Consider the following 14,814-nt stretch of genomic DNA (forward strand, 5'->3'; position numbering starts at 1 on the left):
CCCTCACCACGCCACGGGGAGTTCGATCAGGCCCTGGATGGTGTCTCCGGGCTTGAAGGGGATCCGGTCGGGCTCGGCCGCCAGGCGCAGCTCGGGCAGCCGCTCGAACAGCGTGGCCAGGGCGATCTCCATCTCGGCGCGGGCCAGGTTCTGCCCCAGGCACTGGTGGATGCCGAAGCCGAAGGCCAGATGGTGCCGGGTCGGCCGGTGCCAGTCCAGCGCGTCCGGGTCCTCGAACACCGCCTCGTCGCGGTTGATCACGGAGGTGGAGAAGACCACCCCGTCGTCCGCCCGGATCACCGACCCGCCGAGCTCGATGTCCTCGGTGGCCACCCGCAGCATCCCGTCCGCGATCGACAGGAACCGCATCAGTTCCTCCACGGCCTCCGACATCAGCGAAGGGTCCGCCCGCAGTTCGGCCAGCTGCTCCGGGTGGCGGAGCAGGGTGAAGGTACCGAGCGAGATCATGTTCGCCGTCGTCTCGTGCCCCGCCACCAGCAGGATCGCCGCCAGCGAGACCAGCTCCTCGACGTCGGTCTCCCCGGTCTCCAGACGCTGCGCGATCAGCTCGTCCAGGAGCCCGTCGCCCGGATCCGCGCGCTTGCGCTCGATCAGGCCGGCCAGATACGTGTCGAGTTGGTGGCGGGCGTCCTCGACATCGGCCGAGCCGGGCCCGCGCAGCAGTCGCCTCGACTGCCCTTCGAAGAAGGCGTGGTCCTCGTAGGGGACGCCGAGCAGGGCGCAGATCACCGTGGACGGCACCGGCAGGGCGAAGGCGCTGACCAGTTCGGCGCGCGGCCCCTTGGCGACCATCTCGTCGATCAGCCGGTCCACGGTCTCCTGGATCCGCGGCCGGAGCGTCGCGGTGCGCTTGAGCGAGAAGCTCGGAATCAGCATCCGGCGCTGCGTGTTGTGCACGGGATCGTCGACCCCAAGGAGGGCCACGCTCCGGTTCTGCACGCCCTTGAAGCGCTCGGTGGGAGTGGGGAAGGCGGCGTTGCGGCGGTCCGAGGAGAGCCGGCCGTCGGAGAGCAGGGCGCGCGCCTCGGCGTGGCCGGTGACCACCCATACGGAGCGGCCGTCGAAGAGGGTGACCCGGGAGAGCGGACGCGCCTCCCGCAGGGGCTCGTAGGCGGCCGGGGGGTGGTAAGGGCAGGTCCGGTCCTGAGGGAAGGCAACGGTTTCAGACATTCAGCACCTCGCAAGCGATGGTTCCGTCGTGCCGACTCCATTACATGCCTCAGGCACCTATCCCACCTATGCCACTTCCGGCCAGATCACCCGCCTTCGCCCACAGGGCCCAACAGGGTCAGAGGTGCGCGTCCAGGAACGCCCGGAACTCCTCACGGGTCATCGGCCCGGCCTGGCTCGCCACGGCCTCGCCGTCCTTGACGAGGACGACGGTGGGGGCGCCGGTCACGCCGTAACGCCTGGTCGGCTCGGGGCAGCGGGTCATGTCGGTCCGGACCGCGGTCAGCCGTTCCCCGTACTCCTCGGCCAGTTCACCGACGAGGGTGTCCATCGCCCGGCATGCCTCGATGGCCTTGGGCCAGGACCCGCAGAAGTAGGCGAGAACCGGACCGGGGGCCATGCCGAGGATGAACTCGAACTCCTGGTTCTCCAGTGGCTGATGTACCCGACGTGCCATGGGTGGTGCTCCTGCCTCGTCTGTCTCGTGACGCTCACTGCCATGCCCATTGTCAGTGCTGCCTGTGAAGCTGACGGTATGGACGACAGGATGCTGCGGCGCCGGGTCTACGGCGCCGACCACGAAGACCCCGACCCCGGCCCGCGCCCCGGCCATGTCTACGGCGAGCTCGTGGGCGGCCCCCTCGACGGGCTCCTCCTGGACATCACCGGCTGGAGCGGGCCCCAACTCGCCGAAGAGGCCCGGCTCCCCACCGAAATAGGGCGGTACGGCACCGGGGGCCGCGCCCACTACCGCCGCCGCGCGGGCGACCCCGGCCGCTGGGACTGGGCCGGCGACAGCCCGTAGCGGCCCCGCTGAGCGGTCGGTGGCCAGCGTCAGCGTCAGCGTCGGTGGCCAGCGGCCAGCGGAAGCGGTCAGCGCTCAGCGGACGCCGGCGCCGCGGCTCACGCTGCGCGCCCACATCACCAGCGGTATCTGGAGCGGCAGGCGGCCGATGGTCACGGCCTGGACGGCGGGGGAGCCGCGGCGCGCGTCGACGGCCATCTTCACGTTCGCGGGGAAGACGCCGACGAAGAACGCCGCCGTGGCCAGCGCCGCCACCCGGCGGGTCCGCGGATGCGCGACGCCGACGGCGAGGGCGAGCTCGGCCGCGCCGCTCGCGTACGTCCACTGCCGCGGGCTGCCCGGCAGGGAGCGGGGGACTATCGCGTCGAACTGCTTCGGCGCGACGGCGTGCGCCACCGCCGCCCCGGCCAGTAGGCCGGCGAGCAGCAAGGGGGAGGAGGGGGTGCGCGGCATCGGGAATCCTCTCGGAGGGGCCTGGGTCCGCGATCCTACTCGCGGGTAATGACGGGTCGGCGGCCCAGGTGGCCGCTCCGAAAGATTCTTTGAAGAATTTCCGTGGAGCTGTCGATCCAGGCGTCTCCCGTTCGACGCAGGAGTGAGAGGCAGGGAAAGCCCCCGCCCTTCCGACCGAGGAGTCACCATGCCGCGCTTCCTTTCGATGATCCGTATCGACGAGAAGAGCCTCCCCGCCGACACCGCCTTCCCCGCAGACTTCGAGCAGCGCATGGGCGCGCTGATGGAGGAGATCACCAAGGCCGGCGTCATGCTGGACACCGCCGGACTGCTCCCCACCTCCGAGGGGACCAGGGTCACCTGGTCCGGCGGCAAGCTCAGCTACACCGACGGTCCCTTCACCGAGACCAAGGAGGTCGTCGGCGGCTACGCCATCCTCCAGGCCAAGGACAAGGCCGAGGCGCTGGAGTGGACCAAGCGGTTCCTGGAGATCCACCCCGAGCACTGGACGGTCGGCGCCGAGCTCCGGCAGATCGCCGAAGGCTGATCCGGCCGGTCGGCCGACCGGTCGGCCCGCTGGCCGGCCGCCCGGCACCGTGCGGCCCCGCCGCGTTTGCCCTGCCTCGTCACGGCTGCTCTGATGGGTGGCCGTGACGGCAGTGAGTACGGCCCAGGCGGTCGAAGCGGTGTTCAGGATCGAGTCCGCGCGGATCATCGCCGGCGTCGCCCGGATCGTGCGGGACGTCGGCATCGCCGAGGAACTCGCGCAGGACGCGCTGGTCGCCGCGCTCGAACAGTGGCCGGAGTCCGGTGTACCGGACAGACCGGGAGCATGGCTGATGGCCACCGCCAAGAACCGGGCGATCGACCTCGTGCGCCGCAAGGAGACCTACGCGCGCAAGCTCGCGGAGGTCGGCCGCACCCTGGAGGACGCGCCGCCGCCCGCCGAGCCGGCGGCCCCGGACGACATCGACGACGACCTGCTCCGCCTGATCTTCACCGCCTGCCATCCCGTGCTGGCGACCGAGGCCCGGATCGCGCTCACCCTGCGCCTGATGGGCGGGCTCACCACCCAGGAGATCGCCCGCGCGTTCCTCACCTCCGAGCCGGCCGTCGCCCAGCGCATCGTCCGGGCGAAGCGGGCGCTGGCCAAGGCCGGGGTGCCCTTCGAGGTCCCCTACGGCGCCGACCGCGAGGAACGGCTCGCCTCCGTGCTGGAGGTCATCTACCTCATCTTCAACGAGGGCTACTCGGCCACCGCCGGCGACGACCTCGTCCGCCCCGCCCTGTGCGAGGACGCGCTCCGGCTGGCCCGTGTGCTGGCCGGCCTGATGCCGAAGGAGCCCGAGGTGCACGGCCTGGCGGCGCTGCTGGAGTTCCAGGCCTCCCGGATCGCCGCCCGGACCGGCCCGGGCGGCGAGCCCGTACTGCTCGCCGACCAGAACCGGGCCAAGTGGAACCGCATGCTCATCCGCCGGGGCGTCGAGGCCATGCACCGCGCTGGCAGCGGCCCCTACTCCGTCCAGGCCGCGATCGCCGGCTGCCATGCGGACGCCGTCCGCTACGAGGACACCGACTGGCCGACGATCGCCGCGCTCTACGGGCGGCTCGTCATGCTGATCCCGTCCCCGGTGGTGGAGCTGAACCGGGCGGTCGCCGTCTCCATGGCGCAGGGGCCGGAGGCGGCGCTCCCGCTGGTGGACGCCCTCGCGACAGAACCGGCCCTGCGCGCCTACCACTTGCTGCCGAGCGTCCGGGGCGACCTGCTGGAGCGGCTGGGCCGTCGGCCGGAGGCCCGCGCCGAGTTCGAACGGGCCGCCTCGCTCACGCACAACGCCCGGGAGCGGGCCCTGCTGCTGCTGCGACGCGCGGCGGACGTGTCCGACGCCTGAACGTCCGGTCAGGCCTTGACGGGCGACTCGGCCGACCGTCGGGGCGGCGTCAGCGCGACGGGCCTGCGGAAGCCGCCCGCGCGGGCGATCTCCTGGACCGTCAGCCGCAGTGCCTCCTGGAAGTCGCCCATCGTGCGGCGCGCCGCCGGGGTGTCGACGTAGAGGGAGTTCATGTGCAGCCCCTCCGCGTCCCGCTGGAACCACGAGCAGGCCCCGTTGGCGCGCGCCGACCACACGTGCGTCGAGGGGCGCCACTCGTCATGGCGCTCGGCGCCCGCGATCTTCCGGATGTCGATGTACGAGAAGAAGTTGACCGGGTACGGCCAGGAGCGGGCGGCGAACTCCTCGGGCGCCAGCAGCTCCCACGCCCGGACGAACGGCACGTCGATGTGGCCGATCATCTCGGTGAACCCGGCCCGGACCCCGGCCATGACCTGGGCGAAGTCCCGGCCGGGCGAGGCGTCGAACTCGATGGGCATGGTGTTGACGAACCAGCCCACCGCGTTCGTCCACGCGCCTCGGCCGCGCTCGCTCACCGGCATGAAGCCCCGGTAGACACCGGGCCCGCCGCCCTCGCGCAGGCACACGGCGACCGCCGCGAGCACCCCCATGAACGGCTTCCCGTCGACCGCCAGACAGGCCTTCTCGAACACCTCCGTCTCGGCGGCGTCCAGCAGTTGGGAGGCCTCGTTGACGATCGGGTACATCCGGTCCGGCTCCACACCGAGGTCGAGCGGGAACCTCGGGAAGAACTCGCCGTTCCGCTCGATGAACGAGTTCCAGTAGCCGAGGCGTTCGTCCTGGGCGTCGATGGTGAGGTAGCGCCGCCGCTGCTCGTCGGCGAAGTCGAGATAGCTGGGGGCGGTCGCCGGCAGCCCGGCGTCCTCGCCGCGGCACAGGGCCTCGTAGTCGGTCATCACCTCGCGGACCACGATCGGCATCGACAGTCCGTCGCAGACGATGTGGTCGAAGGCCAGGTACACCGTCGCGGAGTCCTCGCGGAGCACGGCGCCCATCGTGAACAGCGGCCAGGACAGCGTGTCGATGCTCTGCGTGAACCGGTCGACCAGGAAGCCGCGCAGCCGCTCGGAGGTCTCGAAGGTGCCCACGTACTCGGCGTCGAGCGCGAGCTCGTCGGCGGCGAACGGCTCGCACGCCAGCTCTCCGGCCAGCCGCAGGAACTCGCACCGCAGCACCTCGTGCCGCCGTGCGAAGGCCAGCAGGGCCTGGGCCAGGGCCGGTTCGTCCAGCGGCCCCGTCACTTCGAAGGTGACCGCGATCCACGAGGCGACGAGGTCGTCGGACGCACGGCTTTCCTCGGCGACGGTGAAGTGCTTGTCCTGGTTGAAGGACGCCCTCCTGTCCGCCGCGTCACCCCGGCCCGCGGCCTCCGCCGCCGTGGACCGCAACCGCCACTCGACCACCCGTCCGGGCGCCACGTGGTGCATCTCCAGAGGAAATTGCCGCATTCGTCATCCCTTCGCCCCCAGAGTCAACCCCCAGGCCCTAACGACACCCGCCCCGCGGAGGTGACGCCCGTCTCCGGCCGGGACCCCAGGTCACCCGCGGCGGGCGCGGAGGAGGCGGAAGCGGCGGCGGGGCCGGCGGCGGGGCCGGCGGCGGGGCGCGGGGGCCGTCGGCCAGGGGCCGTGGGATTCGAGTTCGTCGGCAAGCCGGGACAGGAAGTCGCGGAACTCGGCCTCCTCGTAGTGACGGCAGCCCGGGTACGGCTCGAAGGACGCGGCGAGCGCGTTGTCCGCCGCCACGACCGCGCGCAAGGCCGCCACCTGGGCGGCCATCGGCTTGTCGCACACCGGCTCCACCTGCATCGCCACCGCGTACCGGCGGACCAGCTCCTCGTCGAGTTCGGACGGCCCGCCCGTGAACATCGCCTGATACAGAATGCAGTTGACCAGGCCGTACGCCCATTCCTCGGGCATTGCCCTCCCCCTTCGCCGCCTCTTCGCCGCCTGTGCCTCGGCCGGCAGCGCGCCCTCGCGGCCGGAGCCGGGCCAGGGTCGTCTGCGGCGCGGCCAACGGACAGCGGACGATGCTGTCAGATTCGAACGCGCGGTGGAAGGGACTTGCGTGAACGATGAAACGAATGAGCAAATGCGAAAGGGCGGCGCTCCAGGAGGCGTTCGCCGTTCGATTCGAGGGGGATCCCACCATGACGCAGCAGCAGCTCACCACCGTGGCGCCCATGGTGGTGGTGGACGGCTTGCACCGCAGCTTCGGGGCCGGAGAACGGGCCGTACACGCCGTGCGGGGGGTGTCGTTCGAGCTTCGACGCGGGGAACTCACCGCCCTCAAGGGGCGTTCCGGTTCTGGCAAGACCACCCTGCTCAACCTGGTCGGCGGGCTGGACACCCCGACGAGCGGCAGCGTCTCGCTCGACGGCACGGACCTGGCCGAGCTGGACGAGCCGGGACTGCTCGCGCTGCGCCGTGAGCGGATCGGGTTCGTGTTCCAGTCGTTCGGCCTGATCCCGGTGCTGACGGCGGCCGAGAACGTCGGAGTGCCGATGCGGATGCGCAAACTCCCGGCGAAGCAGCGCGAGGAGCGGGTCCGCACCCTGCTGGCCCTGGTCGGGCTCGCCGATCACGCCGAGCAGCGCCCCGGCGAACTCTCCGGCGGCCAGCAGCAGCGCGTCGCCGTGGCCCGCGCCCTGGCCAACGACCCCGCCCTGATCATCGCGGACGAGCCCACCGGCCAGCTGGACTCCGAGACGGGCCGCTCGATCATGCAGCTGCTGCGCGCGGTGGTGCGCAGCGAGGGCGTCACCGTCCTGGTCGCCACCCACGACCCGGCCCTGATGGAACTCGCCGACCGGGTGGTGGAACTGCGCGACGGCCGCATCGTAGAGCCGGCTGCGTAGCCGCTGAGCAGCCGCCCGTATCAGGTCTCCGGTCCCGTCCGCGGCGCGCGGAGCGCGCGTGGTCCGCCGTCCGCGGGCGGTGATGGCCGACAGTGGGCGGCGTGGATGTGGATGAGGTCATCGAGAGCCTGTACGGGCTGTCCCCGGCGAGGTTCACGGCGGCCCGGGACGAGGCGGCCGCCCGGGTGAAAGCGGAAGGCGACCCGGCCGGGGCGAAGCGGATCGCGGGGCAGCGGCGACCGACACTGGCGGCCTGGGCGTCGAACATGCTGGTACGGGCGAAGCCGGACGAGGTCGGGCAGTTCCTCCAGCTGGGGCAGGCGCTGCGCACGGCGCACCGCTCCCTGGACGGGGACCAGTTGCGCGATCTGTCGCACCAGCAGCACGTGGTGATCGGAGCCCTCGCCCGGGAGGCACACCGGCTGGCGGAGGAGGCGGGGACACCGGTGTCCGAGGGCGTGGTGCGGGAGGTCGAGCGGATCCTGCACGCCGTGCTCGCCGACCCGGAGGCAGCCGAGTCCTGGGCCTCGGGGCGGCTCGCGAAGGCCCCCGCGCTGACGGCCCAGTTCCCTGCCGTCGACGCGGGCGCGGCGGCGCCCGTAGCGCCCGCGAAGCCCGCTCCTCCCGTAGCGCTCGCCCCGGACGCTGGTCCCGAAGCGCCCGCCCCTGAGCCTTACGACGACGGCCGCCTGGAGGAGGCCCGCGCCGCCGCCCAGGACGCCGCGCGGTCGGCGCAGGCCCGGGAGGACGAGCTGCGTCTGGCTGACGAGGTCCGGCAGCGGGCAGTTGCCGAGGCGGCCGCCGCGCGGGCCGCCGTCACGGAGGCCGAGGAGCGGTACCGCGAAGCAGGCCGGGCGGCGCGGCAGGCCCGCCTGGCGACCGCGGCCGCCGAGCGCCGGGTCAAGGAAGTGTCGGCCGACGGGAAACAGGGCAGCGGGGGCAGCGGGGGCGGCTGACGGGCGGCTGACGGGCGGCGACGCGGGACGGCCTCGTCCAGCGCCCGCTATTCGGTGTGCAGCACCGTGGCGATCGTCATCCGGGCCGCCGACCGGGCCGGGATCAGCGCGCCCAGGACGGCGATCACGACTCCCGCCAGCAGCAGTCCGGTGAGCTGCGGCGCGTGCCACACGTCCTTCATCGACTCCGGGAAGGCCACCACCCCGACGTTGTCCACGACGACCCGGTGCGCGAGGACCCCGAGCGGGATCCCCAGCAGTCCGCCGACCGCGCCCACGCCCGCCACCGAGGTCACGGTCATGGCCACGACCTGCCGCTGGGTCATGCCGATGGACTTGAGCATGCCCAGGTCCCGGCGGCGCTCCCGGGTGTTCAGCAGCACGGTGTTGAACACGCCCAGCGAGGCGACGACGGTCAGCAGCAGGGTGAACACCGAGGAGAACCCGACGACGGTGGCGGTGGGGGCGTTCACCGAGTCGGCCACGTTCGCGCTCAGGCCGGGATCGATTGCCTCGACCGCCTCGGCGTAGGCGTGGGCGTCGCTGCCGCGGGCGAGCCGGACCCCGTAGTCGATCGCGCGCGGGTCCGGGTCGAGCCGGGTGAAGGTCTCCCAGGTGGACTCCAGGGCCCGGGCGTCGCCGTCGATGAGTTTGCCGACGATGGTCGCGGGCGCCTGTCGGCCGTTCAGTTCCAGGGTGATCCGGTCACCGACCGCCAGTCCGCGCTGGGTCAGGAACCCCGGACCCGCCGCGACCTCGCCCGCGCCCTCGGGCCGGCGCCCCTCGACGATGCGGAACGCGGTCGCGGAGGTGTCCCCGCGGTAGAAGTCGGCGAAGGCGGGCTGTGTGTAGCCGACCAGGCTCACCTGGGCCAGTCCACGGGCGACCACGTCCTCGGCACCGGGCAACGAGCGCAGCCGCTCCTCGATCTGCGCATCGCTCAGCCGGGGAACGGTGTGGCCGTTGCCCGGCGTACCCGTCTCCACGCCGACCCGGGGACCGCCGTCATCCTGAGCAGCGCTCCCGAACGCGACCATGGTGGTGGTCAGTCCGGTCGTCAGGGTCACCGTGGTGACCCCCAGGACGATGGCGGCCGTGGTCAGCAGGGTGCGGGCCGGGCGGGCGAACGGCTGACCCAGGCCCAGGCTGACCGGGCGTGGCAGCCGGGTGGATGCGAGCAGGCGCTGCACGCGCAGCCCGCGCCCGGTCCGCGGCGCGCCGCCGGCGGAGATCGCCTCTGCGGCGGGCAGCCGGTGCGCCCGCAGTGCGGGGAGCAGAGCGGCGGCCAGGACGAGGGCGGGCATGCCCACCAGGCTGACGGCGGTGACCCAGCCGTCGATGCCGCCGACGGAGGCCCGGCCGGTCTCGATGCCGGAGAAGGCGACCTTCAGGATGGGCCCGGCCAGCGCGTGGCCGAGCGCCGTGCCGAGGACACAACCGACGACGGCGGGCACGGAGACCATCGTCAGGTAGACGGCGACCACCTGGTTCGGGGTGAAGCCCAGCGCCTTGAGCACGCCGATGTGCCGGTACCCGGAGACGACCGCTCCGCTGACCACGTTTCCGACGATGAGGGCGGAGACGAGGAGGCCGAGGACGCCGAACAGCGTCATGAACGGGAGGTAGGCGTCGGCCTGTGACGAGAACGCCTGCTTGAGCGTCAGGTAGGTCTGCGCGGCCCTCAGAGAGCCCTCGGGCAGCTCCGCGGTGGCCGCTGCCAGCCCGCTGCTGAGCTCCTTGTCCGTGGCCGACCGTGTGAAGCGGTAGAGCATCTGGGCGGAGGTGGGGTGCAGTGCGGCCACCTGCTCGGGTGTGACCCAGGCCGCCGCGGACTTGCTCATGCTGGTGGCGAATCCGACGACGGTGAGCGGCGGGACCCCCTCGGCCTCCAGCTTCGTGCCCAGCAGTTCCCGGTAGGGGCTGCCGTTGCCGGAGTAGTTGACGACGATCTCGCCGGGCGCGGTGGCCCAGCGCCCCTCCAGCAGCTCGATGCGGTCCACCGGACCGCCCGGGTCGGCCCGGCCCACCACGGTGAGCGGACCGGCCGGCCTCCAGAGCCAGTCCCCCGGTACGTCGACGACCGCCTGGCGGAACGGGCCCGCGGCGGCTGCCACCCCCGGCCGGTGGGCCGTCCGGGCCAGTTGGGCGTCGGAGACCTTCCCCGTGTCATAGGTGGCGACGGTGTGCGCGCCGCGCTGTTTGGCGTACGCCGTGTCGAAGGGCCCCGAGGCGGCGGCGAGCAGCCCCAGGGCGAGCACGACGGTCGTGGTGGAGCACAGCACGACCAGGCCTATGACGATCGACTGGAGCCTGCGGCGTCTGACCGCCGCGCGCGAGGCCCGCCACACGGCGCTCATACGGTCGCCTCCAGTGTGGTGTCGTCGAGCACGCTCTCGCGGGCCACGCGCCCGTCGGCCACCTCGACCAGGCGGCTGGCGCACCGCGTGGCCAGCTGGGGATCGTGGGTGACGATCAGCAGGGTCTGGCCGATCTGGTTGAGGTCGATCAGCAGGTCCATGACCTGCTCGCCCGAGCGGCTGTCGAGGGCGCCGGTCGGCTCGTCGGCCAGCAGCAGCGCCGGACGGTTCATCAGCGCCCGGGCCACGGCCACGCGCTGGCGTTCGCCGCCGCTGAGCGTCGCCGGATAGTTGTTGCGGCGATCGGCCACCCCGAGTTCGTCGAGGAGTTCCAGGGCGCGGCGGCGGGCCGCTCTGGCCGGGGTTCCGGTCAGCTGGGCGGCCAGCGCCACGTTGTCCAGGGCCGGAAGATCGTCGATGAGGTTGAAGAACTGGAAGATCATGCCGACGCTGCGCCGGCGGAACAGGGCCAGCCCGGTCTCGTTCAGTTTCCCCAGGTCCTGGCCGTGCACCTCGACCGTGCCCGAGGTTGGGCGGTCCAGACCGGCCACCATGTTGAGGAGAGTGGACTTGCCGCAGCCGGAGGGCCCCATCACGGCGACCGCGTCGCCTTTGCGGATCTCCAGGGACAGCCCGTCCAGGGCTTTCGCGTCGCCGTACTCCTTGTGCACCCCGTCCAGCCGTACGACGACCTGCCGGGCACTGTCGTGATCAGTTGTCATGGCTCGAACCTAAGAGGGGGCCGGGGGGCGGGCGTCACCCCCCGGATGTAACCGGCAGGTCAGGTCATCCTGGGGATGTATGAGAGCTGGCTCGGCGGAGGGATGCGGACTACGGGGCGGGCCTGCGATGCTCGTTGGCGTTGAGGATCTTGAGTACGCGAGTTCGGTGAGGGGGCTGGTCGGGATGGCAGGGGTGGGATGGCTGATCGGCGTCCTGGTCGCGGTATGCGGCGCGGCCGGCTGGCTGGGCGCGGCACTGCTGCGGGCCCGGCGCGCGTACAGGGCGGCGATCGAGGAGCGCGGCTGGCTGCTGGAGCGGGAGCGGGAGAGCGCGGCCCGTACCGCCGTCGATGCCGAGCGGGCCAGGATCGCGGCTGAGCTCCACGACATAGTCAGCCACAACGTGAGTGTGATGGTCGTTCAGGCCGGAGCCGCCCGCGAGGTGCTGGGCACCATGCCGCAGGAGGCGGCGGCCGCGATGAGCGCCGTCGAGAGCGCCGGGCGCACCACGATGACCGAGCTCCGGCATCTGCTCGGTCTGCTCGCGCCCGCGCAAGACGGCGAGGACGAGCCGTACGGCGACGGCTCGCGTACGCGGCTGACGCCGCAGCCGAGTCTGAGCCGGCTCAGCCCGCTGATCGACAGGATCGCCTTCGCGGGGCTGCCCGTCGAGGTCCGGATATCCGGGGAGCCGCGCCCGCTGCCGGCCGGGATCGATGTGACCGCGTACCGGATCATCCAGGAGGCGCTGACCAACGCGCTCAAACACGGTGACGGTGTGAACGCCGAGGTGACGGTGAGATACGCGGACCACGCCCTGCGGGTGGAGGTGCTCAACAGCGGCCCGAGCATGCTCCCGGGCCGCCGGACAGGGGCAGCCGCGGAGGAGTCGGCCACGGCGGGGGAGCGGAGCGCGGCGCCGAAAGCCGACGGGACGGGCCGCGGGCTGCTCGGCCTGCGCGAGCGCGTCGCCGTCTACGGCGGCGACCTCGATGCCCGACGACGCCTCGGCGGCGGCTACCGAGTCCGCGCCCGGCTGCCCCTGGACCGGCCGTGACGGCGCCCGCCGAACCCGCACCCCGGGTGGTGATCGCCGACGACCAGGAGCTGGTACGCACCGGCTTCCGGCTGATCCTGTCGGCCCGTGGGGTCGACGTGGTGGGGGTCGCCGCGGACGGTGTGGAGGCGGTCTCGGTGGTGCGCCGGCTGCGCCCCGATGTCGTGCTGCTCGACATCCGGATGCCGAACATGGACGGTTTGGAGGCCGCCCGGCGCATCCTCGCCGAGAACCCGCACTGCCGGGTGATCATGCTGACCACGTTCGACCTCGACCAGTACGTCTACGCCGCCCTCGCCGCAGGGGCCAGCGGCTTCCTGCTCAAGGACGTCACCCCCGAACACCTCGCGGCCGCCGTCCGTCTGGTCGGCACCGGCGATGCCCTGCTGTCGCCGTCGATCACCCGCCGCCTGGTGGAACGCTGCGCCTCCGCGGCCGCGCCGGAACGCGGGACGGGCACGGCAGCCCACCGTGACCTGGCCGCATTGACCCCGCGCGAGCGGGAGGTGCTGGCCCTCATGGGCCAGGGCCTCTCCAATGCCGAACTGGCGCGGGAACTGACGCTGAGCGAGGCGACGGTGAAGACCCATGTGGCGCGGATCTTCGCCAAACTGGCCCTTCGCGACCGAGCCCAGGCCGTGGTCCTGGCCTACGAGACGGGCCTCGTCACCCCGGGCTCGGGCAGCGGGGAGGCCCGGCACGAGGCTCGGTAGGCCTGCGGGGGGTGACTCCGGTGACCCGCTTGAACCGCTCCCTGAAGGCGCTGGGCGAACCGAGGCTGAACTGGGCCTGCCACCCTCGCGTTCCGGCGGAATCACCGACAGCCGCGCGGCACGGCGCCCACCGTGGCGGTGGCCCTGCTGCTCCCTCGGCATCACGACCGTGTTCGTCACGGACGACCAGGAGGAAGCCCTGTCCATGGCCGACCGGGTCGCGGTGCTCAACGCCGGCAAGCTGGAGCAGTGTGCGCCCTCGGCCGAGCTGTACGAGCGCCCCGCGACACCGTTCGTCGCCGAGTTCGTCGGCACCATGAACCGGCTGCCCGGGCAGCTCACCGACTCCGGGCTGGTGGAGGCGGCCGACTGCGGGGTTCTGGTGGTGCCGTCCCTGCTGGCGGTGCCGGCCTCACCGCCGCGCGTCTTCGCGCGGTCCCTGGAGGAGGTCACTCCGGACGTGCTGCGTGCTTGCCTCAGCCGTCGCCTCCAGGGCTGAACGCTCGCGCTGCCAGGGCCCGGCCCTGATCCGGACGACAGGCCTCAGGGGTTGTGGTGGAACGTCATGAGGGGTTGGCGGCGGAACGTCACGAGCGCGCGTCTGCCGTGCGGGACGGCTGTCCGGCCGCCCGGGCGGGCCCCGTGCGGAGCATCCCGGCCGCCCCGGCCGCGCCCAGGCACAGCGCGACCGGCAGCAGGAGCGCCAGGTTGAGCGGCATGAGACGGGTGAGGGGGCCGATCACGGCCGGCCCGGCCAGCATGCCCAGATAGCCGAGCCCGGCCACCCTGGAGACGTTCACCCCCGAGGAGTCCTGGTCGGCGTGGCCGGCGGCGCTGAAGAGCTGCGGGATACAGCCCGACAGCCCGACCCCGAACAGCGTCCACCCGGCCAGGGCCACCGGGACGGAGTCGGCGAGCGCGCCCGCCGCCAGGCCGAGGGCCGCCAGCGCGGTCCCGTACCGGACGACGAGGACCGGTCCCGTACGGGCCACCACCCGGTCGGTGACCAGCCGTCCGGCGGTCATCGCCGTGGCGAAGGCGCCGTAGGCGAGGGCGGCCGCCGCCGCGGGTGCGTCGAGGACGTCCCGTAGGTGGAGCACGCTCCAGTCGTTGGCCACCCCCTCGCACAGCATCAGCGCGAACGCCAGCCCGGCAAGGGCCCATACACGCGGCGGTGTACGCCGCTTCGTGTCCGGGCGGGCCGGCGACGGCAGGGCCGCTGGTTCCGGGCGCGGCAACAGGGCCGGGGTGGCGAGGGCGGTCACGGCGAGCCCGAGCACGGCCACCGCGGTGAGGGTCCGTGCCGTGCCCCAGCCGAGGCTGATGGTCAGGGCCCCGGCGAGCGAGGCGAGTACCCCGCCGACCGAGAACACGGCGTGGAAGGCGGACATCACCGGCCGCCCGTAGGCCCGCTCCACCTGTACGGCATGGGTGTTCATGGCGACGTCGAGGCAGCCGTTGCCGAAGCCGAGGACGAACAGCGCCGCGCCCAGGGTCCAGGCGTCACCGGCCGCCCCGGGGAGCGCGAGGGCGGCGCTGCACAGCGCGCCGCCGGCCGGGACCGTCAGACGGCTGCCGAGCCGGTCCGTGAGCGGCCCGGCGAACTGCATGCCGAGGAAGGCCCCGGCGCCGAGGAGGAGCAGCAGTGAGCCGAGCACGGCGTGGCTGATGCCGGTGCGGTGCTCGACGGCGGGGATGTGGACGATCCACATCCCCAGGACGAAGCCGTTGAGGGCGAAGAAGGCGAAGGTGGCCAGGCGTGCGGCGCGCAGGGATCTGCTCATGTCGAA

General features: G+C 72.7%; 15 protein-coding genes and 1 pseudogene. 8 read left to right on the top strand and 8 right to left on the bottom strand.

All coding sequences use genetic code 11. From position 1 onward, the window contains the following. Positions 1 to 3: 3 nt before the first annotated feature. Both J7I97_RS32965 and J7I97_RS32970 read right to left on the bottom strand, forming a co-directional pair. Positions 4 to 1,191 (bottom strand): cytochrome P450, encoded by a 1,188-nt coding sequence (locus J7I97_RS32965; protein ID WP_214942561.1) that lies wholly within the window; start codon positions 1,189 to 1,191, stop codon positions 4 to 6. A gap of 118 nt (positions 1,192 to 1,309) precedes the next feature. After that, the gene (locus tag J7I97_RS32970; RefSeq protein ID WP_214942564.1) at positions 1,310 to 1,648 is read right to left on the bottom strand and encodes a co-chaperone YbbN; all 339 of its coding nucleotides are present in this window, start codon (positions 1,646 to 1,648) and stop codon (positions 1,310 to 1,312) included. 78 nt (positions 1,649 to 1,726) lie between these two features. On the opposite strand from J7I97_RS32970, the gene J7I97_RS32975 reads away from it, so the two are divergent. Continuing rightward, on the top strand, positions 1,727 to 1,996 hold the full coding sequence (locus tag J7I97_RS32975) for a hypothetical protein (RefSeq protein WP_214942567.1): 270 nt from the start codon (positions 1,727 to 1,729) through the stop codon (positions 1,994 to 1,996). Positions 1,997 to 2,071: 75 nt separating this feature from the next. On the opposite strand, the gene J7I97_RS32980 is transcribed toward J7I97_RS32975, so the two are convergent. Then, positions 2,072 to 2,449, bottom strand: a complete 378-nt coding sequence (locus tag J7I97_RS32980; protein WP_214942570.1) for a hypothetical protein — start codon at positions 2,447 to 2,449, stop codon at positions 2,072 to 2,074. 187 nt (positions 2,450 to 2,636) lie between these two features. Between J7I97_RS32980 and J7I97_RS32985 the strand changes: the two genes are divergently transcribed. Both J7I97_RS32985 and J7I97_RS32990 read left to right on the top strand, forming a co-directional pair. Continuing rightward, a complete protein-coding gene (locus J7I97_RS32985) occupies positions 2,637 to 2,996 on the top strand; it encodes a YciI family protein (protein ID WP_214942573.1) in 360 nt (119 codons plus the stop codon). 112 nt (positions 2,997 to 3,108) lie between these two features. After that, positions 3,109 to 4,341: an RNA polymerase sigma factor gene (locus J7I97_RS32990; protein ID WP_214942704.1), complete on the top strand. Its 1,233-nt coding sequence runs from the start codon at positions 3,109 to 3,111 to the stop codon at positions 4,339 to 4,341. Positions 4,342 to 4,349: 8 nt separating this feature from the next. Here J7I97_RS32990 and J7I97_RS32995 read toward each other — a convergent pair whose 3' ends face one another. Then, complete coding sequence (locus J7I97_RS32995; RefSeq protein ID WP_214942576.1) at positions 4,350 to 5,810, bottom strand: condensation domain-containing protein; 1,461 nt, start codon at positions 5,808 to 5,810, stop codon at positions 4,350 to 4,352. Between the two features lie 90 nt (positions 5,811 to 5,900). Further along, the gene (locus J7I97_RS33000) at positions 5,901 to 6,281 is read right to left on the bottom strand and encodes a hypothetical protein (RefSeq protein WP_214942582.1); all 381 of its coding nucleotides are present in this window, start codon (positions 6,279 to 6,281) and stop codon (positions 5,901 to 5,903) included. Positions 6,282 to 6,511: 230 nt separating this feature from the next. Here J7I97_RS33000 and J7I97_RS33005 point away from each other — a divergent pair, with 230 nt between their 5' ends. Together J7I97_RS33005 and J7I97_RS33010 are read left to right on the top strand one after the other, a co-directional pair. Beyond that, entirely contained in the window at positions 6,512 to 7,219 is a 708-nt protein-coding gene (locus tag J7I97_RS33005) for an ABC transporter ATP-binding protein (protein WP_214942707.1), read from the top strand. Between the two features lie 101 nt (positions 7,220 to 7,320). Then, entirely contained in the window at positions 7,321 to 8,175 is an 855-nt protein-coding gene (locus J7I97_RS33010) for a hypothetical protein (protein WP_214942585.1), read from the top strand. Between the two features lie 47 nt (positions 8,176 to 8,222). Here J7I97_RS33010 and J7I97_RS33015 read toward each other — a convergent pair whose 3' ends face one another. Continuing rightward, a complete protein-coding gene (locus J7I97_RS33015) occupies positions 8,223 to 10,532 on the bottom strand; it encodes an FtsX-like permease family protein (RefSeq protein WP_214942587.1) in 2,310 nt (769 codons plus the stop codon). Next, positions 10,529 to 11,254 carry an ABC transporter ATP-binding protein gene (locus tag J7I97_RS33020; protein WP_214942590.1) on the bottom strand — a complete coding sequence of 242 codons (726 nt, stop codon included), beginning with the start codon at positions 11,252 to 11,254 and terminating at the stop codon, positions 10,529 to 10,531. Before J7I97_RS33020 ends, J7I97_RS33015 begins: the two co-directional genes overlap by 4 nt. Before the next feature lie 184 nt (positions 11,255 to 11,438). Between J7I97_RS33020 and J7I97_RS33025 the strand changes: the two genes are divergently transcribed. The 3 genes and pseudogenes from J7I97_RS33025 to J7I97_RS33035 form a co-directional block, all read left to right on the top strand. After that, positions 11,439 to 12,311, top strand: a complete 873-nt coding sequence (locus tag J7I97_RS33025; RefSeq protein WP_214942593.1) for a sensor histidine kinase — start codon at positions 11,439 to 11,441, stop codon at positions 12,309 to 12,311. Next, positions 12,308 to 13,024: a response regulator transcription factor gene (locus J7I97_RS33030; RefSeq protein ID WP_214942596.1), complete on the top strand. Its 717-nt coding sequence runs from the start codon at positions 12,308 to 12,310 to the stop codon at positions 13,022 to 13,024. The genes J7I97_RS33025 and J7I97_RS33030 overlap by 4 nt, the downstream gene beginning before the upstream one ends. Before the next feature lie 151 nt (positions 13,025 to 13,175). Further along, positions 13,176 to 13,439: pseudogene (locus J7I97_RS33035) on the top strand (spermidine/putrescine ABC transporter ATP-binding protein); the annotation flags it as partial. 172 nt (positions 13,440 to 13,611) lie between these two features. Here J7I97_RS33035 and J7I97_RS33040 read toward each other — a convergent pair. Further along, entirely contained in the window at positions 13,612 to 14,808 is a 1,197-nt protein-coding gene (locus J7I97_RS33040) for an MFS transporter (RefSeq protein ID WP_214942599.1), read from the bottom strand. Positions 14,809 to 14,814 lie beyond the last annotated feature (6 nt).

The sequence above is a fragment of the Streptomyces sp. ISL-87 genome, from assembly GCF_018614095.1.
In the GTDB taxonomy this organism is placed as follows: Bacteria; Actinomycetota; Actinomycetes; order Streptomycetales; family Streptomycetaceae; genus Streptomyces.